Below are 22,514 nucleotides of genomic sequence, written 5' to 3'. Positions count from 1 at the left end.
ATTTTTATTTGCTATAATAATCTGACTGCAAAATATAAATTTTTATGAAAAGCAGGATATCGGTAAAAGAAGACCGGAAGACAGCAAAAACGAGAGTAAGGGATACGGCATATGCGGTTTTCCCCATCAGGAAGGGCGAAAAAGATGAACAGAATTTTTTCACAGGAAGAAATAAATACCGGGCGGCAGAGGGAGTTTGATTATCTGAAAGGGATTTTTATGGTGCTTATATACCTGATTCATGCCTTTCAGGCGACGTTGTCCGAGGAGGATTTCATAACTCAGGGAATCTATATGTTTGCGACAATGTCCGGTGCGGCTGTTTTTATCTTCGTTTTGGGAGTCGGGACTGTTTACAGCAGGGAGACAGCACCGGCGGCATTTGTAAAAAACGGTATACGCATGGTGATTTATCAGTATCTGAACAACATTTTGTATGTGGCTGCGCTGCTGCTCCCTTATCCTTTCGTATACAAAACTCTGTCGGAAACCGGGAGAGAGAATGTCCGGTTTCTGGCGGAACTGTACATTCAGTATACCAATATCTTTTTTATTACCGGAATCATATATTTTGTACTGGCACTGTTTCAGAAACTGAAGATGAAAGCTGTCTGGTATATAATCATCGGTGCGGCAGTCAGCATGGCAGCTCCCTTTCTTTATGGAACGCCTGTGAATGTGCCGGTATTTGGGTATGTGATAAAACTCCTGATTGGAGAAGCAGATTTCGTTTCTTTTACGCCCCTTTATTTTCTGTCCTATGCGCTGTTCGGCGTTGCTTTCGGCAAAATTCTGCGTCATGTGAAAGATAAAGCGCGGTTTTACCGATTGCTGGCCATTCCCTGTGTCCTGCTCGTCATCGCATGGTGGGTACAGGTATTTGGGAAATATGGTTCGGACATATCAGAAATGCGGAGGGTGCTGGGCGACGCATATACACAGCCGGACCCCTGGCATGTGGCGGCAGGCATGGCGCATATTATTCTGCTTGCCATAATCTTTTTCTTTATGGAAAGAATCGGCAGTAAGGATAGGGAAACGGGCAGATCAGGGAACCCTGTTGCCAGGCAGATTCTGTATTACAGCAAACATATTTCCAAATATTATGCGCTGCATATAATTGTATTTTTTATTGCTCTTGGAATGAACGGGTATGAGAGCTTTAAAAGTTATGAATGCTGGCTTCTTGCGCTGCTGTCAATGATTGTGACAGAATTTCTGGTAAGAGGATATAATGCGCTCAGAGAGAAGAAATCCGCTTCAACGCCCTGAATCTCTCGTTCATGAGGAACCTGGCGTTTTGCAGACAGAGGCTCCCGGTACATTTATTGTGCCGGAAGCCTCTCTTTGATTCCGGGACAATCAGAAACGTCTGTTTCCAGACACATTTTGCCTGTATCTGCATACTATAGAGGAAAATACCTGTTTGTGCCGTAAACAGGCACAGAAAGGAGAAATCATGGCAGTTACAATAATTCTGGACGCCGGGCACGGGGGCTATGATAACGGGGCTTCCTATAATGGAAGGAGAGAAAAAGACGATACTCTGCGGGTAGCTCTTGCAGTGGGAGAAAAACTGGAAAACGCCGGGTACAATGTGCTGTATACAAGAACCACAGACCGTTACGACTCGCCTTTTGAAAAGGCTCAGATTGCCAACCGTTCCGGAGCGGATTATTTTATTTCTTTCCACCGGAATTCCGGAGCCACGCCAAATACTTACAACGGGACACAGGCGCTGGTATATGAGACAGGTACGGAGGCGGAAAGACTGGGAAGGACCATCAATGATCAGCTTGTTAAATTTGGATTTAAGGATTTGGGAGTGGTGGAGCGCCCTGGTCTGGTGGTGCTCAGAAGAACACAGATGCCGGCTGTGCTGATGGAACTTGGGTTTATCAACCACGATGGAGATAACCAGATGTTTGACCAGCGTTTTGATGAAATGGTGGACGCCATTGTGACAGGGGTGGAACAGGCAATCCCCCTGACCGGATCTTCCGGAAAATACGGAGTGCAGGTGGGCCTGTACCGTTATGAATCCAATGCGGAATATATGAGAGAACAGCTGGAAAGCCAGGGATATCTGGCCACCGTACGGCGGGAAGGGCCGTATTATGCGGTGGTTGCCGGAAGAGAAGACAGTCTGGATGATGCCAGGGCTCTTCAGAACCGGCTTCGGCAGGACGGATATGATACGCTGGTAGTCAATATGGAATAGTGAAACAGATTATTCTAAACTTTTTATAAAATCGGCAAAATCATATTTACAATTCCGGAAGATTTCTGTATGATAAACATATCTTTTGTTCAACGTACCGAAATCTCTGTACGGAATTTCCAGATATAAATTGTAAAACATGATTCGTTTCCGGATTTATTTCAGATACCTGACGCGAGAATGCTCCCCTTCTGTAAAACAAGGAGAGAAAAATGAAAATAGCGTTTTGGAGTGAAGAGGAACAGACAGCAACCGCCTGGCATACGGGGCTGGTGGCCTGTGCCTGCGCGTTAAAGTATCCTCTGTGTGTTGCAGTAGTTCCCGGCGGTTACAGCGGGGAAGAGCTGGAGCAGGATTTCCTGCGAGGGGAACGGAGTCGGACGCAGCTGGAGCAGGCAAATGGATCTGCCGGCGGCCGGAGACCTCAGGGGCTGTCTGCGGACAGCAGTTTTCTTACAGGCAGTCAGAAAGAAGACTGCCTGCTGGCAGCCGAACAGCAGGAGTATTTTCTGGCAGGAGGTCTGGACTGTCTGCTGAGCATGATGCCGGAAGAACTGACTGCACCGGTCATCCGGGGCAATATGCGCCAGATTCTGGCAGGAAGCCTGTACTGTCTGCCCGGAAGCCGGAGAAAGGAACGGGAATGGTGGCAGGAAGACCCTCTTTTTACAGGGCTGAAAAGAGTGCTGGATGCAGTGGAGCATTGTTTTGATGTTATGTTTGTGGACTGCGGCAGCAGGAAAGATGACGTTGCCCGGAATCTTCTGTCAGAAGCTGACGTCTGTGTGCTGAACATGAATCAGGAATCGGAATTAATCGGGGAATATTACAGGAATCCGCCCAAATTCCGGGGGAAAACCTTTTTTCTGATAGGCAATTACTTTGAGAACAGCCTGTATACAAGGAAGAACCTGGAGCGGATTTACCGGGTGGATGAAGATATGCTGGGAGCTGTGCCCTATCATCCCTGGCTGCAGGCGGCCGGAAGAACCGGCAGGGCCGGAGCAGAGGTTCAGAAATACCTTGGGAAGAATATCAGGGGGAAAAGCGTGTTTTTTGAGCAGGAACTGGCGAGAACGGCCAGACTGATTTTAAAACTGGCGGGAGTGATTCAGTAAGTACAGTTTCCGTTCCTGTTACGGATTTCCTGTATGAGAGAAAATCCGTAACAGATGAAAACAGACTTTTTAACAGGTTTCCGGTTCCGGATAGGTTTCTCCAAAGGTTTCAACTGTAACTTTTTTCAGCACCTGGGGTTCCATGGGCCGGTCGGAATAATCTGTTGCGGTTTCCGCAATCCCGTTGACAACTTCCATCCCTTCTGTGATCTGTCCGAATGCGGCATAGGCTCCGTCCAGATGGGGAGAGTTCTGGTGCATGATGAAGAACTGGGAACCTGCCGAATCAGGAGCCATGGTACGTGCCATGGAAAGGACTCCGGCATTGTGTTTTAAATCATTGTCAAAGCCGTTCTGGGAAAATTCTCCCCGGATACTGTAGCCGGGGCCGCCGGTTCCGGTGCCTTCCGGACATCCGCCCTGAATCATAAATCCTCTGATTACACGGTGGAAGCAGAGACCGTCATAATAGCCCTTCTGAATAAGGCTGATAAAGTTATTTACAGTGTTGGGGGCAGTCTGCGGAAAAAGTTCCGCTTTCATAATGCCGCCGTCTTCCATTTCAAAAGTTACAATTGGATTTTGAGCCATAGTCGTTACCTCTTTTCGAAATATAGTATATCTGTCAGTCTTACATCTGATATTATACCTGGAATTGCTGTTTTCGTAAAGAGTAAATCCTGTCGACAAGAAGTGCGAATATTTTCAGAAAGCCAATGGTATTCTTTTAGAAAAATTTATACTTCATCGATGTGCCGTCGATATACGAAAGGGGACTAATACTCATGGCAGATAAAATATTTGAAAACAATCAGGTTACAATCACAGGTGAAATCGTTTCAGATTTCCAGTATAGCCACGAGGTGTTTGGGGAAGGCTTTTATATGGTAGAAGTATCGGTAAACAGGCTGAGTAATTTTGCAGACATTATCCCGATGATGATTTCCGAACGCCTGATTGACACACAGAGCAGTTACATAGGGCAGTACATCCGGGTGGATGGACAGTTCCGCTCCTACAACAGACACGAGGAGAAAAAGAATCGTCTGGTACTGTCCGTATTTGTAAGAGAACTGGAATTTGTAGATGAGATTCCTGAGGGGGAGAAAAGCAATCAGATTTTTCTGGATGGATATATCTGTAAAGATCCCATTTACCGGAAAACACCTCTCGGAAGAGAGATTGCAGATTTACTCATAGCAGTGAACCGCTCTTATGGGAAATCCGATTATATCCCATGTATCTGCTGGGGAAGAAATGCCAGATACGCCTCCGGATTTGAAGTGGGTGGTCATGTGCAGGTATACGGAAGGATTCAGAGCAGGGAATATGTGAAGAAACTTTCAGAGACGGAAGTGGAACACAGAGTTGCCTATGAAGTATCTGTAAGTAAAGTGGAATATATAGAATAATTGAAAAAAGATAAAAATATAAAATAAAAAACAGTTTATACATAACGAAAAGACGTTATTAACAGACATAGATTTGACAAAAATTTGCATTTTCCAGTGGTTTGTGTTATTTTAAGAAAAGATTTGGAGCAACTGCTTTGCACCGTTACGATTTGCATTGTAAGAAAGGAAAATGACATGTGTAAGAAAAAAGTTACTGTTTATTGCGGTAATGGGAAAGGTAAAACGGCAGCGGCCCTTGGATATGCCATACAGTCTGCAGGCCAGGGGAGAAATTCCATCATCATTCAGTTTATGAAAGGAAAAAAAGAAAAAGAGACAGAACAGCTGCTGAGCCGGCTGGAACCGGAAGTAAAGTTTTTCTCCTTTGCAAGATTTGAGAAAGATTTTTCGGAGCTTTCCAGTGAGGAGCAGCAGGAAGAGAGCATGAATATACGCAACGGGTTTAATTTTGCCAGAAAAGTTCTGGTTACAGGAGAATGTAATCTGCTGATACTGGACAGTTTTCTGGAACTTCTGGACAACGGAATGATTTCCGCAGAAGAGCTGGATAATCTGATGAACGCAAGTTCGGAGGATACGGAGATTCTGTTTACCGGAAAACATATGAACGACGCGCTGCGTAAATATGCGGAAAAAATTTATGAAATCCATGCAGATTGATGACATCGCTGTTGACATTATGACTGGAAAATGCTATATTAGCGTTAGCAGAACATATGAATAGATAGAGGTTGCGTGATTCATGAGTAGCTTATCGGATGTGACAGGCACAGAGGATGATAACTGAAAGGGAAGAACGCCGAAAGAAGTTCTTTTCCTGAAGAGAGATTCTTGGGCATATAGTGAATAATTATATGACTGTCATCAGTGGATGGAGTGCTATCATGGATTATAAGCAGAGAACAGGGTTTTTTGCAAATGTCAGAATCTTTAAGCCGACTTGTCCAGTCGGCTTTCTTTATCTTACAGGAAATACCTTTTCCGCTAACGTGTGAAAGTATTTTCTGTAAGGCAAAAAACAATTATCCCACTCAGTGGGGGAATCCCGCAGACGAAGTTTTTCATCAATTTAAGGAGGAAAGTATATGGCACTTTTTAAAGGCGCAGGCGTAGCGCTTGTTACACCAATGAAGGAAAATCTGGAAGTGGATTACGATAAACTGGCGGAAATTCTGGAAGACCAGATTCAGAATGAAACAGACAGTATTATTATTACAGGAACCACCGGAGAGGCATCCACCCTGACCGTGGAGGAACATCTGGAAGTAATACGGGCTGCAGTTGCCATTGTGGATAAACGGATTCCGGTGATTGCGGGAACCGGTTCGAACTGTACCCGGACAGCCGTGGAACTTTCCTACCAGGCTCAGCTTGTGGGTGCGGACGGACTGCTGGTGGTAACCCCCTACTATAACAAAGCCACCCAGAAAGGGTTGATTGAACATTATATCCGGGTGGCAAAATATGTGGATATTCCCATTATCATGTACAATATTCCGGGCAGAACAGGCTGCAGGATTGAAGCGGAAACAGCGGCTTTCCTGAACCGGGAAGTGGAGCATATTGTGGGAATGAAAGACGCCGTAGGAGATATTTCCTATACACTGAAACTGATGGAGCAGACACAGGGAGATTTTGACGTCTATTCCGGTGAGGATGGGCAGGTAATTCCTCTGCTTGCCTGCGGTGGAATCGGGGTAATTTCCGTTCTCTCCAATATTGCCCCCAAATTCACCCATGATATGGTAATGAATTATCTGAACGGAAACCACAAGGAGGCACTGGAAATGCAGATAAAAGCTCTTCCCCTGGTGGATGCCCTGTTCTGTGAGGTGAATCCAATTCCGGTAAAAGCAGCAATGAATCTGATGGGATGGAATACAGGTTCTCTGCGGGCACCTTTAAGCGAGATGGAGCCTGAGAATGTGAAAAAATTATCAAAGGCTATGAAAGAATTTGGCATTCCGCTGGCCTGACATTTTTAAGAGCTGTCCGTTTGCAGGGCAGCTCAGTTTTATGCAGCAAAGGGTCTGCCCCGGCTCGCGGGGTTGATGTTTATTGCTGCGCAATCCGCTCGCGCGCGGAGAATGCGCATAGCGCATTCTTTTTTATATACACAGGAGGAAAACAGAAATGGTAAAAATGATTATGCATGGCTGTAATGGCAGGATGGGACAGGTAATTTCTTCCATCTGCCAGGAGGACAGCGATATTCAGATTGTGGCAGGTATTGACCCGTATGATGGAATTGAAAATTCCTATCCGGTGTTTCAGAGGATTGAAGACTGCAAAGTGGAGGCCGATGTGGTGGTGGACTTTGCGGCAGCTTCTGCAGTGGACAGCCTGCTTAAGTATTGTGTGCAGCATCAGCTTCCGGTGGTTTTATGTACCACAGGGTTAAGCGAGGAACAGAACAGGAAAGTGGAAGAGGCAGGCAGGAAAACTGCCGTACTGAAGTCTGCCAACATGTCTCTGGGGGTAAATGTCCTGATGGAGCTGCTGCAAAAGGCAGCCAGGATACTGGCGCCGGCAGGTTTTGATATGGAAATTGTGGAAAAGCACCATAATCAGAAAGTGGACGCGCCCAGCGGAACAGCGCTGGCACTGGCAGATTCCATCAACGAAGCACTGGAAAATGCGTATCAGTATAAATATGACCGTACACAGGAAAGAAAGAAGCGGGAAAAAAATGAAATCGGCATTCAGGCAGTCCGGGGCGGCAGTATTGTGGGGGAACATGAAGTGATTTTTGCCGGACTGGACGAGGTCATAGAAATCCGCCACACTGCTTATTCCAAAGGAATTTTTGGAAAAGGCGCAGTGGAAGCGGCAAAGTTTCTGGCAGGAAAACCGGCAGGAAATTATGACATGAAAGATGTGATTGAAGCAGGATAATTTACCCTATGTCAGGCACAGGCGGGCGGTAAGACAGTTCTTTGGAAACTGTGCCAGACAGCAGGGACAGAGAACAGATAAAGTGAGAAAACAGGGAGAACAGTAAATGGAAACAGGAGAAATCAGGTATTTAAAAGGGCTGGCAAAACAATATCCTACGATTCCGGCAGCAGCCACGGAAATCGTGAATCTGCAGGCGATTCTCAGCCTGCCCAAAGGGACAGAGCATTTTATTACGGACATTCACGGGGAATACGACCAGTTCCAGCATGTAATGAAAAATGGTTCCGGAGCAATCAAACGGAAAATTGAAGAAGAATTCGGCAACAGCCTTTCTGTGGCAGAGAAAAAAAGCATTGCCATTCTGATTTATTATCCGGAATTAAAATTAAAGCAGGTGTTAAAACAGGAGGAAAATCTGGAGGACTGGTATAAGGTGACTTTGTACCGCCTGATCCGCATCTGCAAGGGCGCTTCCTCCAAATACACCCGTTCCAAAGTACGCAAGGCTCTGCCAAAGGATTTTGCCTATGTAATCGAGGAACTGCTCACCGGGCGGCCGGATGTGACAGACCAGGAAGCATATTACAACGAAATCATCAATTCCGTTATCCGCACCGGAAGAGCCTCGGAGCTGGTAGTTGCGTTCTGCAATTTAATCCGGCGGCTGATTGTGGATCACCTGCATGTGGTGGGAGATATTTATGACAGAGGCCCCTATCCCAATCTGATTATGGACACCCTGATGGAACATCATTCCGTGGACATTCAGTGGGGGAATCATGATGTGCTGTGGATGGGGGCGGCTGCAGGAAATCCTGCCTGCATTGCAAACGTCATCCGCATTTCAGCAAAATACGGAAACCTGAATACGTTAGAGGACGGGTATGGGATCAATCTGATTCCGCTGGTAAGGTTTGCGCTGGACAAGTATGCAAAAGACCCCTGTGACGTTTTCCACCTGGATTACCGGGAAGACGAATACGATGTGAAAGATGTGCAGTTAGATGAAAAAATGCACAAGGCCATAGCCATAATCCAGTTCAAACTGGAAGGCCAGCTTATGAAAAAACATCCGGAATTTCAGATGGACCACCGGCTGCTGCTGGACAAAATGGATCTGGAGAAGGGAACCGTAGAGGTAGAGGGAAAAACCTATCCGCTGAAAGATACCTGCTTCCCCACCATAGATATGAAAAATCCCTATGAGCTGTCTCCGGAGGAAGCAGATGTGGTGGACCGTCTGGTGACTGCTTTTATCAACTGTGAAAAACTTCAGAAGCACATCCGGTTTCTGTTTACCAAGGGAAGCCTGTATAAAGTATACAATGGAAACCTTCTGTATCATGGCTGCGTTCCTTTCAATGAGGACGGAACCTTTAAGAAAGTGCGCATTTACGATGGAGAATACAGCGGTAAGGCTTTATATGACGTGCTGGAACACTATGCCAGGAAAGGATATTATTCCATAGACAAAACAGAGAAGCAGAAAGGGCTGGACATTCTGTGGTTCATCTGGCAGAACGCCAATTCCCCGGTATTTGGAAAATCCAAAATGACCACCTTTGAACGGTATTTTATTGCAGACAAAAAGACCCATAAAGAGCCTAAAAATCCCTATTACCGTCTGCTGGAGCAGGAGGAAATTGTCAGTAAAATTCTGCATGAATTCGGACTGGAAGACGAGGACTCCCATATTATCAACGGCCATGTGCCGGTGGAGACAAAGCGGGGAGAATCTCCGGTGAAATGCAATGGAAAGCTGCTGATTATTGACGGAGGTTTTTCCAAGGCCTATCAGCCCAAAACGGGAATTGCAGGCTATACCCTGATTTACAATTCCTACGGTCTGCTGCTTGCCGCCCACGAGCCTTTTGAATCAGTGGAAAAAGCAGTGCAGAACGGAAGCGACATTCATTCCCATATGATGCTGGTACAGCATGTGAATCTGCGAAGAACCGTAGCCGACACCGATGTGGGCAAGGAAATCAAAGAAAATATCATAGAACTGGAAAAACTGCTGTGTGCATATCGGGAAGGGACCATTGTGGAGCGGCAGTAAATCATATGCCGGAAGCCGTAAATTTTTTCACGGCTTCCGATTTTTCTGTTCTTCGGGTGTGCTGACCCCAGGAAAAAGAAAATCTGGCAGGTATTGACATTTCAGAAATGTGTGGTATACTGTAGAAAATTAAATAAATTGCATACAGGTGTCAAAATAATATGTAAAACATATATTATTTTGGTGAAAAGGGAAAATGGGTGTGAATCCCATGCGAACTCGTCACCGTAATAAGGGAGCAGAAGCCGATATACCACTGGGAAACTGGGAAGGTGGCTGATGTGATGATTGTTAAGTCGGGAAACCTGCCTGGATGTTGTACAGAAATATATTATTTCAAGCCACGAGTGACTGGTTGTACGCTTGGGTTTGCAGAGAAATGTCTGCAGATCTGTGATAAAATGTATGAATCCTTTACCGTAGTTTTTTATGGTAAAGTTTTTTATTACAGAAATTTTTTAAGGAGATTCTGTAATGTGAAAATGTGATGTGCAACTCGCGTGTGAGAAATGCGGGCTGCACATTTTTTATTTTACAGGAAATATCGTGTTACTGTGAAGTGGTAAAGTATATAGGTTTCCTATAAGATAAAGCCCTCCGGGCGAGATGCGCAGCTCGCGGAGAGGAAATCTGTTGCTGCGCAATCCGCTCGCGCGCGTCAAAGTGTGCACCCTCTCAAGAATGAGGGGCCAGAGGAGCTGAAGCGGAATTGCCCATTTTGTTTTGTAAAGCGCTTTTGCAAAAGATGCTGCCGCAAAGCGGCACAGAATATCGGAAAGGATATTCTGCATAGATACTACCATTTTGGTAACAACAGGAAAAGGAGAGAAAAATGAAAAAGAAATTTTTGGTTGCCTTACTGGCGGGTGTGATGACCTGTTCCCTGGCTTTGGCAGGCTGTTCAAAGGAAACTTCGGAGACTGCCGAAAATACGAATCAGACAGAAGCAGACAATAAAACGCCGGAAGAGAAAAAGGCAGATACGGAGCAGACAGAAGCCAATAAAAAAGAGCCGGAAGAAGGAAAAGAGGAGGCAAACACGGATCAGGCTGCTGCCGATGAGGCTGCCGCCCTGATTGATGCAATTTATGTGCAGGAGAGGACTGGAAATACGGACGAACAGTGTACTCAGGCAAAAGCTGCCTGGGATGCCCTGACAGATGAACAGAAAGAACTGGTGGAAGGTGAAAATGCAGATCCCGATTATTTTGGCAGAGATACTGGAGATGCCTCTGCAGATGATACGAGAAATCAGGATGACATTGGTGAAAATGAAATTCTGGCAGTCAGCTTCGGAACCTCCTTTAACAGCAGCCGCGTGGATGACATCAAAAGCATTGAAGACGCACTGCAGGAAGCAAATCCCGACTGGTCCGTAAGAAGGGCTTTTACCGCACAGATTATTATTAACCATGTACAGGCCCGTGACGGAGATCATATTGACAATATGGAACAGGCGTTGGAACGTGCGGTGGCGAACGGAGTAAAGAATCTTGTAATACAGCCTACCCATCTGATGCACGGGGCAGAATATGATGAGATGATGGAATCCGTGGAAGCATATCGGGAGAAATTCGAAACGGTAAAAGTGGCAGAGCCTTTGCTTGGTGAAGTCGGAGAAGATGCTTCTGTAATCAATGAAGATAAAGAGGCCGTTGCAAAAGCCCTTACGGAAGCGGCAGTGCAGGATGGCGGATACGACAGCCTGGAAGCGGCAAAAGAAGACGGTGCGGCTTTCGTATTTTTGGGCCATGGCACTTCTCATACGGCAAAGGTGTCTTACAGCCAGATGCAGTCCCAGATGGGAGCTCTTGGATATGAGAATGTATTTATCGGAACCGTAGAAGGGGAACCGGAAGATACCTCCTGTGAGGCAGTGATTGAGGCAGTAAAGCAGGCGGGGTACAAAAAAGTTATTCTCCGTCCCCTGATGGTTGTGGCAGGCGATCATGCCAACAATGATATGGCAGGAGAAGATGAGGATTCCTGGGTCAGTATGTTCAGGGCGTCCGGTGATTTCGACAGTGTGGAGACACAGATTACAGGTCTTGGCTCCATTGAAGCCGTTCAGAAACTTTATGTGGAGCATACGACAGTTGCAATGAATGAACAGTGAGATTGAGGGATTAAGATGAAGAAATATGTGGGAATCATGGTTCTGTTTCTTCTGTCCGCATTGGCTGGCGGCTGCGGAGATACGGAACGTGTGAAAGAAAATCATTCGGAAACCGTGTCAGAACAGGTACCGGAAACATCTTCAGAAGTTCCGGCTGAATCAGATGCGGAAGAACTGGCGGACGGGACATATCTTGCGGAGTTTAAAACAGACAGCGGTATGTTTCACGTAAGCGAGGCCTGTGACGACAGAGGAACCCTGACCGTAGAGAATGGGAAAATGACCATACATATCTCCCTTGCCTCCAAAAATATCGTAAATCTTTATCCGGGAACTGCCGATGACGCCGGGAAAGAAGGAGCAGAACTGCTTATTCCCACAGAAGATATGGTCACATACAGCGATGGCATGACGGAGAAGGTGTATGGCTTTGATGTGCCTGTTCCGGCGTTGGAAAAGGAATTTGACCTGGCGCTGATTGGAACAAAGGGGAAATGGTATGACCACAAAGTCAGTGTTTCAAATCCGGTTCCCCTGGAAAATAACACGGAGGGAAAAGATGGGAAGGCGCAGGAAAATGGCACGCAGGCCAGAAGAGCGGAAGATTTTGAAGACGGTACCTACAGTGTGGAAGTTACTCTGGAAGGCGGAAGCGGAAGAACGGAGATTTTATCGCCTGCAGCACTTACAGTAACAGATGGAAAAGCGCTGGCAACCGTACAGTGGAGCAGTCCGGACTACGATTATATGATTGTGGAAGGAGAAAAGTATTTTCCGGTCAGTACGGAAGGCGGATCTGTGTTTGAATTTCCCGTTTCCGGATTTGATATACCAATGGAAGTTATTGGAGATACGGTGGCAATGAGTAAGCCCCATGAAATAGAATACACGCTGACATTTCATTCAGAAACAGTGAAAAAAGGATAACTGTATGGAGATATGATGAGAGGAAGAAAGAAATTAATATTACTGCTCTTTGCAGGACTGCTGTGGCTGTCAGGTTGTGGCGGTCCTTCCTCTGCTTCCAAACCGGAACCTGCCGAAAGGGCGGAAGAAAAATCAGAGTCGGAAGCGGGGGAAACCGGACCGGTGCTGGTACATGAAGGCAGTATGGAACTGGATTATGCTGAAAATTTTACCGTGGATTATTACGAGGACGGATATACTCTGCTGACCACGACCATGGACGGTGCCCGGTTTCTGATAGTACCGGAAGGCAGAGAAGTACCGGAGAATACGGATATCATAGTTGACGGTATGCAGACCGGGAATCAGGAGCCGGTGATATTGAAGCACCCTGTAAAAGATATTTATCTGGTGGCGTCCTCCGTGATGGATATGTTCCGTGAGCTGGACGGGCTGGATGCAATCCGGTTTTCCGGCCAGAAAGAAGAGGGCTGGTATATTGAAGAGGCTCGAAAGGCAATGGAACAGGGCGATATTCTCTATGCAGGCAAATATAACAGGCCGGATTATGAGCTGCTTGTGTCGGAGCACTGTACCCTTGCCATAGAAAACATGATGATTTCCCATGCCCCGGAAGTGACGGAGAAGCTGGAAGAGTTTCATATTCCTTCAGTGACGGATTATTCCAGTTATGAGCCCCACCCCCTTGGCAGAGTGGAATGGGTGAAGTTTTACGGTGCCCTGTTGGGAAAAGAGGAAGAAGCAGAACGGATATTCGCGGAGCAGCAGGTGATTCTTGAAAAAGTAAGCGCGGCCGAAAAAACGGACCGAACCGTGGCCTTCTTTTTTATCACTTCCAATGGAATGGTACAGGTACGCCAGTCTTCGGATTATGTGCCGAAAATGATTGAACTGGCAGGAGGAAAGTATATTTTTGATGACCTGGGAGATCCGGAAAACAGGCGTTCCACCCTGAACATGCAGGTAGAGGAATTTTATGTCGGTGCGAAAGACGCTGATTTCCTGATCTATAACAGTTCCATAGACGGCGGCGTGTCCAGTGTGGAAGAACTCCTGGATAAGTGTGAGGTTCTGGCAGATTTTAAAGCGGTAAAAAAAGGAAATGTCTGGTGCACCACCAATGATATGTATCAGCAGTCCCTTTCGGTTGGCTATTTGCTGGAAGATATCCATAAAATGATTCAGGGGGAAAAAGAGGATATGCATTATCTTTTTCGTCTGCCGGATGGGAAAATTCATTAGCATGAGAAAATTCATTAGCATGAGAAAATTCGTTAGCATGAGAAAATGCAAATTTTTCTGCAGAAACAGAAAAGAATCAGGAGATTGGTATTGTGACTGGCAAATCTGAAAAACATTCCGGGAATTCCTGTATACTTGGAAAACGGAATCATGGTAAAAGAAACAGAACGTACAGATATATGATGGTTTTTCTTCTTCTGGGAATTGGGGCATTGCTTTTTTTTATTCTGAATATCTGCATTGGGAGCGTCAGGATTACATTGTCGGAGCTTGCCGGACAGAAAAGCAGTGAGACAGTGACCAGAATTTTATGGGATATCCGGCTACCAAGGGCAATGGCGGTTCTGATTCTTGGAGGAGCTCTTTCTCTTGCGGGATATCTGTTACAGACATTTTTTAATAATCCCATTGCGGGGCCTTTTGTGCTGGGCATTTCTTCCGGTGCAAAAATGATGGTGGCTCTTGTCATGGTTTTTCTCATGGGAAGCGGCGTCCGGGTGTCGTCCCTTGCCATGATTTCTGCCGCATTTGCCGGAGCCATGTTGTCCATGGGATTTGTCCTGCTGATGTCCCGCAAAATTAACAATATGTCAATGCTGGTGGTCAGCGGCGTTATGATTGGGTACATATGTTCTGCTATTACGGAGCTGGTGGTGACTTTTGCGGAAGATGCGGATATTGTAAATTTGCACAACTGGTCCAGAGGCAGTTTTTCCGGCATGACATGGAGCAGCGTGGAAGTGATGGCGGCAGTGGTTTCTATCACTGTATTTGCTGTTTTCCTTATGTCCAAGCCCCTTGCCGCCTATCAGCTGGGGGATGCCTATGCCAGGAATGTTGGAGTGAATATCCGTCTTCTCCGGATATGCATTGTGATTTTTTCAAGTATTTTATCGGCATGTATCGTAGCTTTTGCAGGGCCGATTTCCTTTGTGGGAATTGCCGCGCCTCATCTGGTTAAGAAACTTTTGAATACGGCGGAACCCATCTTTATGATACCTGCCTGTTTTCTGGGCGGAAGCGTGTTCTGCCTGTTATGCGACTTGCTTGCCAAAACGCTGCTGGCTCCTACGGAACTGAGTATCAGCACCGTAACCGCCATTTTCGGCGCGCCGGTGGTTCTCTGGATTATGATAAAAAGACGAAAAGAAAACCATGTATAAGTAAAGGAAAAACCATGAAAGATTATTATTTTTCCACAAAGAAGATGTGTGTGGGGTATGACGGAAAACCGCTGATTAAAGAGGTGGAAATCGCGTTGCCGAAAGGAGAAATTTTAAGCCTGATTGGACCGAACGGAGCCGGTAAATCCACAGTATTAAAAAGTATTGTGGGGCAGCTGCCTCTGATTGCAGGAGCAATATATCTTGGCGGTGATAAGTCAGAAGAACTGAAAGGGGGAGAACTGGCAAAAAAAATGTCGGTGGTGCTCACCCAGAAGGTGAGAGCAGAGATGAAAAACTGCCGGGATGTGGTGGCAACGGGCAGATATCCCTATACCGGATGGTTTGGCGTTCTGTCGCAGGAGGATGAACGGATTGTGGATGAAGTGATGGAACTGACCCATATTACGGATATCTGTGAACAGGAATTTGATAAAATCAGCGACGGGCAGAAACAGCGTGTGATGCTTGCAAGAGCCATCTGCCAGGAACCGGAGCTGGTGATACTGGACGAGCCCACATCTTTTCTGGATATCAGATATAAGCTGGATTTTTTATCCATATTGCAGGAACTGAGAGAAAAAAAAGGGCTTACGGTGATTATGTCTCTGCATGAACTGGATCTTGCAAAGATTGTCTCTGATAAAATACTCTGTCTGAAGGGAGGATACGTGGAACGGTATGGTACGCCGGAAGAGATTTTTGAATCAGATTTTATTGAAAGGCTTTTTGATTTGAAAAAGGGGAGCTTCCTGGGAAATGAAAAACTTTCCGCATATATCAGACAGATAAGCGCAGGGCCCTGAAATAAATGGAAGAAGGGATGAAAAAATACTGGAAAAGAGGTACGGCAATATGAATGGAATATTATACGGAGTTGGGGTAGGGCCCGGAGATCCGGAACTTATGACGTTAAAGGCGGTGAAACTGATTAAAGAAAACAATGTGATAGCCCTGCCGGGGAAAAATCCAAAGGAAACGGTGGCATATCAGATTGCCTCGGCGGCAGTTCCGGAGCTTGCGGAGAAAGGGCTGATTCCTGTGTATATGCCCATGACTCACGATAAGGAAGAACAGAAGAAATGTCACAGAGCAGGCGCAGACCGTGTGGAGACATATCTGAAACAGGGACAGAATGTGGTATTCCTTACGCTGGGGGACTCTGCTGTCTATTCTACGTTTACCTATATTCAGCAGATTGTGGAAGAAGACGGATTTCAGACCAGGCTGGTCAGCGGAGTTCCCTCTTTTTGTGCGGTGGCAGCCAGGATGAACATGCCGCTGGCCATATGGAATGAACAGATCCATATTTTTCCGGCTGTCCACAATCTGTCGGAAAGGCTACCTGATTCGGGAACCTGTGTCCTGATGAAATCAGGCAGTAAAATGAGTCAGGTAAAGGAGATTTTAAAGAAGAGCGGACGGGACGCGGTTATGATTGAAAACTGCGGGACAGAAAAAGAGCAGGTTTATTTTCATGTGGATGATATACCGGACACGGCAGGATACTATTCCCTGATTATTTCAAAGGAAACGGAGCAGATATGATTGTATTAAAAAATCTGACTAAAAAGTTTGATCAGTTTACCGCAGTAGATTCTGTCAGCATGATCATTGAAACAGGAGAATTTTTCGGGCTGCTTGGTTTAAACGGAGCCGGAAAAACCACCACGATTGGTATGCTGTCCACACTCCTTCTGCCCACGCAGGGGGAAATTTTTATAGACGGGGAGCTGCTCACGCGAAAGAGAACTGATTTGAAACGGAAGATCAGCGTCATTACACAGGAATATTCCATGCGCCAGGACATGAACATGGATGAGATTATGGAATATCAGGGGCGGCTTTATTATATGCCGAAAAAGGAAATCCGCAGAAAGAGCGAAGAACTGTTGGAATTCTGCGGGCTGACCCGTGACCGGAAAAAGACGGTCCGCAAGCTGTCCGGCGGGATGAAGCGGAAGCTGATGGTGTGCAGGGCTCTTCTGACGGACCCTGAGATATTGCTGCTGGATGAGCCGACGGCCGGGATGGATGTTGTGTCCCGGAGACAGATGTGGAACCTGTTAAAGCAGTTAAATGGAAGAAATCTGACCATCCTGCTGACCACACATTATATGGAAGAAGCGGAAAAGCTGTGTGCCAGAGTGGCTATGATGAGCCATGGGAAGATAGAAGAAATCGACACGCCTGGACATTTTATCTGTGGGTTGGGACAGTTTGCCGTGGATGAAACTGCCGGAGACAAAGGAGTAAGCCATTATTTCCATACAAAGGAAAAAGCGCTGGAATTTGCTGCCCGGACAGATGGCAGTGTTCAGTTGCGGGATACCACATTAGAAGATGTATTTGTGGAACGGGCAAAAAGAGAAGGGGTCAGGTGAAAAATGGGAATAATTACAATTTTATGGGAAAAGTGGGTGGAATTCCGCAGAGATTTTTACAAAATCACGTTGGCAGCCATGATTGCGCCTCTTATGTATCTTCTGGTTTTTGGCCTGGGAATCCAGACCATGTCCCACGGAAAGCCATATCTTCACTATCTGATACCAGGGGTTGTGTCGCTGACCACCATGAATGGCAGCTTCAATGCCATTGCCCAGAACCTGAATGTTCAGAGGCTCTATGAAAAAGCCTTTGACCAGGTTATGATTTCTCCGACGCCTTTGTGGCAGTTTATGGCAGGGCAGATTATTGCAGGCTCTGTCCGGGGACTTTATGCAGGCGGTATCATTTTACTGCTGGTATGGCCAATACATACCGGTTTGATTTTTAACGGATTTTCATTTTTGATATTGTTTTTAAACGGTGCGGTCTTTTCAGCTCTGGGCGTGGTGGTTTCCTTTCTGGCAAGAAATCATGCGGATGTGCCGAGATTTTCCAATTATCTGATTATGCCCATGGCTTTTTTGTGTAATACGTTTATTTCAACAGAAAATATGCCGAAGGGAATTCGGAACGTGATAGGCGTTCTGCCATTGTCAGAAACCAGCGGTCTGGTGCGCCACATTGCTTACAGCGAAAGCTGGGATCCGCTGGGGATTCTGATACTGCTTGTGTATCTGTCTGTTTTAACAGCAGCCGGATTATGGTTTGTTTATCGGAAACAGAATCTTTAGCGGGAGTGTGAAAGGAAACTATGTCTGAAAAAGTATTTATGAGAGGTAAGAAATATGGCAGAAGGAGCATGGTTTGGGCTGTGCTTGCTCTTGCTCTGTTTTTTTTATGCGGATTTGCCCCGAAGGACGGGGAATACAGCGTGTCCCTGGATATAAGCGGCGGCAGCGGAAAAGCCTCTGTTACGTCTCCAACCCTGCTCACCGTGGAAAACGGAACACCCGTTGCCCGTATCCAGTGGAGCAGTCCCAATTATGATTATATGATTGCAGACGGGATTACTTATTATAATCAGAGCGAAGAGGGTATGAATTCTGTTTTTGAGATACCGGTTCTTTGCTGGGATGAAGAAATGGACGTTATTGCAGATACCACTGCCATGGGGAATCCTTTAGAAATTCATTACCAGCTTTTCTTTTACCGGGATTCTATAGGGAGCAGGAGCGAGCTGCCTCAGGAGGCAGCAAAAAGAGTGCTGTGTGTGGCTTTTGCAATTATTGTAATCGGCGGTGTGCTGAACTATGTTGTGAAAAAGAAGATTTCACAAAGTAATTGAAATTTCTCAGGAAGTATATTAGAATAAAAACTGATAGCGGGCAGCGAAACCTGATTCGCTGCCTTTATAACACGTAGAAGAGGAAACAGGCGGAGGTTTAAGTATGTACCCAATCGTAAAGAAGAGAAAGCTGGCAGATAAGATTTTTCTTATGGATGTTAAGGCGCCCCGTGTGGCCAGATCCTGTCTGCCGGGACAGTTTGTAATTGTGAAAATGGATGAAGAAGGCGAGCGAATCCCTCTTACTATCTGTGATTATGACCAGGAAGCAGGAACCGTTACCATTGTTTTCCAGATTGTGGGAGCATCCACACAGCGGATGGAAACGCTGGAAGAAGGAGACGTATTTCAGGATTTTGTGGGGCCGCTGGGATGTGCCTCCGAACTGACGGAAACTCCTGTGGAAGAACTGAAACAGAAAAAAATTGTATTTATTGCCGGAGGCGTGGGAACTGCCCCGGTGTATCCTCAGGTAAAATGGCTTCATGAACAGGGCGTAAGCTGTGATGTCATCATGGGCTCCAAGACAAAAGACCTGCTGATTCTGGAAGAGGAAATGAGAGCAGTGGCGGGAAATCTCCATGTGACCACCGATGACGGAAGCTATGGATTCCACGGAATGGGCACCAATCAGTTAGAAGAGCTGGTTCAGAATGGAAATACATACGATTTGTGTATCGCAATCGGCCCTATGATTATGATGAAATTTGTCTGCCTCCTGACGAAAAAGCTGGAGATACCCACCATTGTTTCCCTGAATCCCATTATGGTGGACGGAACGGGCATGTGCGGCGCCTGCCGCGTAACGGTGGGAGACCAGGTGAAATTTGCCTGTGTGGACGGTCCGGAATTTGACGGCCATCTGGTGGATTTTGACCAGGCCATGAAACGCCAGCAGATGTATAAGACAGAAGAAGGAAGAAGCATGCTGAAGCTCACGGAGGGAGATACCCACCACGGCGGATGCGGACATTGCGGAGGTGACAGATAATGGATGTATGGAAGAAAGTTCCGGTAAGAGAGCAGGAACCACAGGTACGTGCCACAAATTTTGAGGAAGTGTGCCTTGGATATAATAAAGAAGAAGCCATGGAAGAGGCAGAGAGATGTCTGAACTGTAAAAATGCCCAGTGTGTCAAAGGCTGTCCGGTAGCCATTGATATTCCTGGATTTGTGGGCCAGATTAAAGAAGGCAGATTCGAGGAGGCTTATCAGACCATCAGTAAATCCAGCGCCCTTCCGGCAGTGTGCGGACGTGTCTGTCCGCAGGAAAGCCAGTGTGAAGGAAAATGTGTCCGGGGCGTAAAGGGAGAGCCGGTTTCCATCGGAAAGCTGGAGCGGTTTACCGCAGACTGGGCAAGGGAGAATAACATCAAACCTCAGCCTGCAACAGAGAAAAAAGACCATAAAGTGGCAGTGATCGGCTCCGGTCCGGCGGGACTGACCTGTGCCGGGGACCTGGCAAAAATGGGCTATGACGTAACCATATTTGAGGCCCTCCATGAGCCGGGCGGCGTGCTGATTTACGGAATTCCGGAATTCCGTCTGCCCAAAAATGATGTGGTGGCAAAGGAAATTGAAAATGTAAAATCCCTGGGTGTAAAAATTGAGACAAATGTGGTAATCGGAAAAGCGGGCACCATTGATGAGCTGATGGAAGAAGAAGGCTTTGAAGCGGTGTTTATCGGTTCCGGCGCAGGGCTGCCCAAATTTATGGGAATCCCCGGCGAGCAGGCCAACGGCGTCTTTTCCGCCAATGAATTCCTCACCAGAAATAATCTGATGAAGGCGTTTAAGGAAGAATATGATACCCCTATTATGAAAGGGAAGAAGGTTGCGGTAGTAGGCGGCGGCAACGTGGCCATGGACGCAGCCAGAACGGCTCTCCGGCTGGGTGCGGAAGTATATGTGGTATACCGCAGAAGCGAAGCGGAGCTTCCGGCCCGTGTGGAAGAAGTGCATCATGCGAAAGAGGAAGGCATTATTTTTAACCTGCTGACCAACCCGAAAGAAATTCTGGTAGACGACAACGGCTGGGTCAGGGGTATGACCTGTGTTCGTATGGAGCTGGGCGAGCCTGACGAATCCGGCAGAAGAAGACCGGTGGAGGTTCCGGATTCAGAATTTGAACTGGAGCTGGATACGGTGATTATGTCTCTGGGAACTTCTCCCAATCCGTTGATTTCCTCCACCACCAAAGGGCTGGATGTGAACCGCTGGAAATGTATTGTGGCAGAAGAAGAAAACGGGGCAACCAGCAAGCCCGGCGTATTTGCAGGCGGCGACGCGGTAACGGGAGCCGCAACGGTAATTCTTGCTATGGGCGCAGGAAAAGCTGCCGCAAAAGGTATTGACGAATATCTCTCCGGTAAGTAAAATAGAATAGCCGGAATAGGGATTGCCAGGTTCTGGCAGTCCCTGTTTCCTGTCAGAACTCGCAGAAGAGTTTTTATACAAAAATTCAGGAGGAAAATAATAAGTATGAAGGATGTAACAATTACAGACAATATCATATATATTGGCGCAGACGACAAAGATCTTGATTTATTTGAAAGCCAGTATGTGATTCCAAACGGAGTATCCTACAATTCCTATGTAATTCTGGATGAAAAAACCGCGGTTATGGATACCGTGGACGCCAGAAGGAAAGACGAGTGGCTGGAAAATCTGGAAAAAGCTCTGGCAGGAAGGACCGTGGATTATCTGGTGGTTTCCCATATGGAGCCGGATCACGCGGCCAATGTGAAGATTCTTGCAGAGAAATATCCGGACATGAAGGTAGTGGGCAATGCCAAAACCTTTCCGATGATTCAGCAGTTCTTTGAAATGGATTTATCTGACCGTTCCCTGGTGGTAAAAGAAGGAGATACTCTGAATCTGGGTACCCATGAACTGACTTTCGTGATGGCCCCCATGGTACACTGGCCGGAAGTGATGGTTTCCTATGAGAAATCAGAGAAAATTCTGTTCTCCGCAGACGGATTCGGAAAATTCGGCGCGCTGGATACGGAAGAAGACTGGGCCTGTGAAGCCAGAAGATATTATTTCAATATTGTGGGGAAATACGGTGCGCAGGTACAGGCTCTGCTGAAAAAGGCAGCAGCTTTGGATATCGCCATGATCTGCCCTCTGCACGGCCCGATATTAAAAGAAAACCTGGCTTATTATATTGAAAAATACAATATCTGGAGCAGTTATCAGCCGGAAGATGAAGGAATTCTGGTGGCTTATGCCTCCATTCACGGAAACACCAAAAAGGCGGCCATTAAGATGAAAGAAATCCTGGAATCAAAAGGAGCGAAAAAAGTGGCCATTACCGATTTGTCCAGAGACGACATGGCGGAGGCAATTGAAGATGCGTTTCGTTATGACAAAATGGTGCTTGCGGCAGCCAGCTATGACGGAGGGGTATTCCCCTGCATGGAAGACTTCCTGCACCATTTAAAGAGCAAGAATTTCCAGAAGCGCACCGTTGCTCTGATTGAGAACGGAACCTGGGCTCCGGTGGCAGCCAGAACCATGAGAGCTGTTCTGGAGCAGATGAAAGACATTACCATCTGTGACAAAGTGGTTTCCATTAAGTCGGTGATGAAAGAGGCTGACATTCCGGAAATGGAAGCCCTTGCAGAGGAACTGACAGGAAAATAGTATTCTGCTGCAGGCTGCGGGAGCGGGAACAGGA

At 46.6% G+C, this 22,514-nt stretch carries 21 protein-coding genes and 2 riboswitches; of the genes, 20 read left to right on the top strand and 1 reads right to left on the bottom strand.

Annotated features, from left to right (window positions below; genetic code table 11):
• Positions 1–144 precede the first annotated feature (144 nt).
• The 3 genes from VSQ32_08910 (at position 145) to VSQ32_08900 (ending at position 3,339) form a co-directional block, all read left to right on the top strand.
• Complete coding sequence (locus VSQ32_08910) at positions 145–1,272, top strand: hypothetical protein (protein ID MEH2942980.1); 1,128 nt, start codon at positions 145–147, stop codon at positions 1,270–1,272.
• A 187-nt stretch (positions 1,273–1,459) separates the two neighbouring features.
• On the top strand, positions 1,460–2,221 hold the full coding sequence (locus tag VSQ32_08905; GenBank protein MEH2942979.1) for an N-acetylmuramoyl-L-alanine amidase: 762 nt from the start codon (positions 1,460–1,462) through the stop codon (positions 2,219–2,221).
• A gap of 212 nt (positions 2,222–2,433) precedes the next feature.
• The gene (locus VSQ32_08900; protein ID MEH2942978.1) at positions 2,434–3,339 is read left to right on the top strand and encodes a hypothetical protein; all 906 of its coding nucleotides are present in this window, start codon (positions 2,434–2,436) and stop codon (positions 3,337–3,339) included.
• Positions 3,340–3,408: 69 nt separating this feature from the next.
• Here VSQ32_08900 and VSQ32_08895 read toward each other — a convergent pair whose 3' ends face one another.
• Positions 3,409–3,930 (bottom strand): peptidylprolyl isomerase, encoded by a 522-nt coding sequence (locus VSQ32_08895; GenBank protein MEH2942977.1) that lies wholly within the window; start codon positions 3,928–3,930, stop codon positions 3,409–3,411.
• Between the two features lie 194 nt (positions 3,931–4,124).
• Between VSQ32_08895 and VSQ32_08890 the strand changes: the two genes are divergently transcribed.
• From VSQ32_08890 to VSQ32_08810, 17 genes are all read left to right on the top strand, one after another.
• Complete coding sequence (locus tag VSQ32_08890; protein ID MEH2942976.1) at positions 4,125–4,751, top strand: single-stranded DNA-binding protein; 627 nt, start codon at positions 4,125–4,127, stop codon at positions 4,749–4,751.
• Between the two features lie 177 nt (positions 4,752–4,928).
• Positions 4,929–5,414, top strand: a complete 486-nt coding sequence (locus VSQ32_08885; GenBank protein ID MEH2942975.1) for a cob(I)yrinic acid a,c-diamide adenosyltransferase — start codon at positions 4,929–4,931, stop codon at positions 5,412–5,414.
• 57 nt (positions 5,415–5,471) lie between these two features.
• A riboswitch (Lysine riboswitch) is annotated at positions 5,472–5,644 on the top strand.
• Between the two features lie 195 nt (positions 5,645–5,839).
• Entirely contained in the window at positions 5,840–6,730 is an 891-nt protein-coding gene (dapA, locus tag VSQ32_08880) for a 4-hydroxy-tetrahydrodipicolinate synthase (GenBank protein ID MEH2942974.1), read from the top strand.
• Positions 6,731–6,887: 157 nt separating this feature from the next.
• A complete protein-coding gene (dapB, locus tag VSQ32_08875; protein MEH2942973.1) occupies positions 6,888–7,649 on the top strand; it encodes a 4-hydroxy-tetrahydrodipicolinate reductase in 762 nt (253 codons plus the stop codon).
• 106 nt (positions 7,650–7,755) lie between these two features.
• Positions 7,756–9,711 carry a fructose-bisphosphatase class III gene (locus VSQ32_08870; protein ID MEH2942972.1) on the top strand — a complete coding sequence of 652 codons (1,956 nt, stop codon included), beginning with the start codon at positions 7,756–7,758 and terminating at the stop codon, positions 9,709–9,711.
• Between the two features lie 129 nt (positions 9,712–9,840).
• Positions 9,841–10,039, top strand: a riboswitch (cobalamin riboswitch).
• 504 nt (positions 10,040–10,543) lie between these two features.
• Entirely contained in the window at positions 10,544–11,827 is a 1,284-nt protein-coding gene (locus VSQ32_08865) for a sirohydrochlorin cobaltochelatase (protein MEH2942971.1), read from the top strand.
• 15 nt (positions 11,828–11,842) lie between these two features.
• On the top strand, positions 11,843–12,754 hold the full coding sequence (locus VSQ32_08860; protein ID MEH2942970.1) for an iron transporter: 912 nt from the start codon (positions 11,843–11,845) through the stop codon (positions 12,752–12,754).
• 12 nt (positions 12,755–12,766) lie between these two features.
• Positions 12,767–13,996 (top strand): ABC transporter substrate-binding protein, encoded by a 1,230-nt coding sequence (locus tag VSQ32_08855; GenBank protein ID MEH2942969.1) that lies wholly within the window; start codon positions 12,767–12,769, stop codon positions 13,994–13,996.
• Positions 13,997–14,175: 179 nt separating this feature from the next.
• The gene (locus VSQ32_08850; protein ID MEH2942968.1) at positions 14,176–15,159 is read left to right on the top strand and encodes an iron ABC transporter permease; all 984 of its coding nucleotides are present in this window, start codon (positions 14,176–14,178) and stop codon (positions 15,157–15,159) included.
• Between the two features lie 14 nt (positions 15,160–15,173).
• Complete coding sequence (locus VSQ32_08845; protein MEH2942967.1) at positions 15,174–15,965, top strand: ABC transporter ATP-binding protein; 792 nt, start codon at positions 15,174–15,176, stop codon at positions 15,963–15,965.
• A gap of 49 nt (positions 15,966–16,014) precedes the next feature.
• Complete coding sequence (gene cobI / locus VSQ32_08840) at positions 16,015–16,707, top strand: precorrin-2 C(20)-methyltransferase (GenBank protein ID MEH2942966.1); 693 nt, start codon at positions 16,015–16,017, stop codon at positions 16,705–16,707.
• Entirely contained in the window at positions 16,704–17,543 is an 840-nt protein-coding gene (locus tag VSQ32_08835) for an ABC transporter ATP-binding protein (GenBank protein ID MEH2942965.1), read from the top strand. The genes cobI and VSQ32_08835 overlap by 4 nt, the downstream gene beginning before the upstream one ends.
• A gap of 3 nt (positions 17,544–17,546) precedes the next feature.
• Positions 17,547–18,278 (top strand): ABC transporter permease, encoded by a 732-nt coding sequence (locus VSQ32_08830; GenBank protein ID MEH2942964.1) that lies wholly within the window; start codon positions 17,547–17,549, stop codon positions 18,276–18,278.
• 20 nt (positions 18,279–18,298) lie between these two features.
• Entirely contained in the window at positions 18,299–18,832 is a 534-nt protein-coding gene (locus VSQ32_08825) for a hypothetical protein (protein ID MEH2942963.1), read from the top strand.
• Positions 18,833–18,935: 103 nt separating this feature from the next.
• Positions 18,936–19,823: a sulfide/dihydroorotate dehydrogenase-like FAD/NAD-binding protein gene (locus VSQ32_08820; protein MEH2942962.1), complete on the top strand. Its 888-nt coding sequence runs from the start codon at positions 18,936–18,938 to the stop codon at positions 19,821–19,823.
• Positions 19,823–21,208, top strand: coding sequence for an NADPH-dependent glutamate synthase (gene gltA, locus VSQ32_08815; protein MEH2942961.1), 1,386 nt, complete (start codon positions 19,823–19,825; stop codon positions 21,206–21,208). Before VSQ32_08820 ends, gltA begins: the two co-directional genes overlap by 1 nt.
• 105 nt (positions 21,209–21,313) lie before the next feature.
• Positions 21,314–22,480 (top strand): FprA family A-type flavoprotein, encoded by a 1,167-nt coding sequence (locus tag VSQ32_08810; GenBank protein MEH2942960.1) that lies wholly within the window; start codon positions 21,314–21,316, stop codon positions 22,478–22,480.
• Positions 22,481–22,514 lie beyond the last annotated feature (34 nt).

This window comes from Lachnospiraceae bacterium JLR.KK002 (assembly GCA_036941025.1).
GTDB lineage: Bacteria > Bacillota > Clostridia > Lachnospirales > Lachnospiraceae > Petralouisia.
Note: the sequence above shows the minus strand (reverse complement) of the source record. Positions and strands in the feature narration are given on the sequence as shown.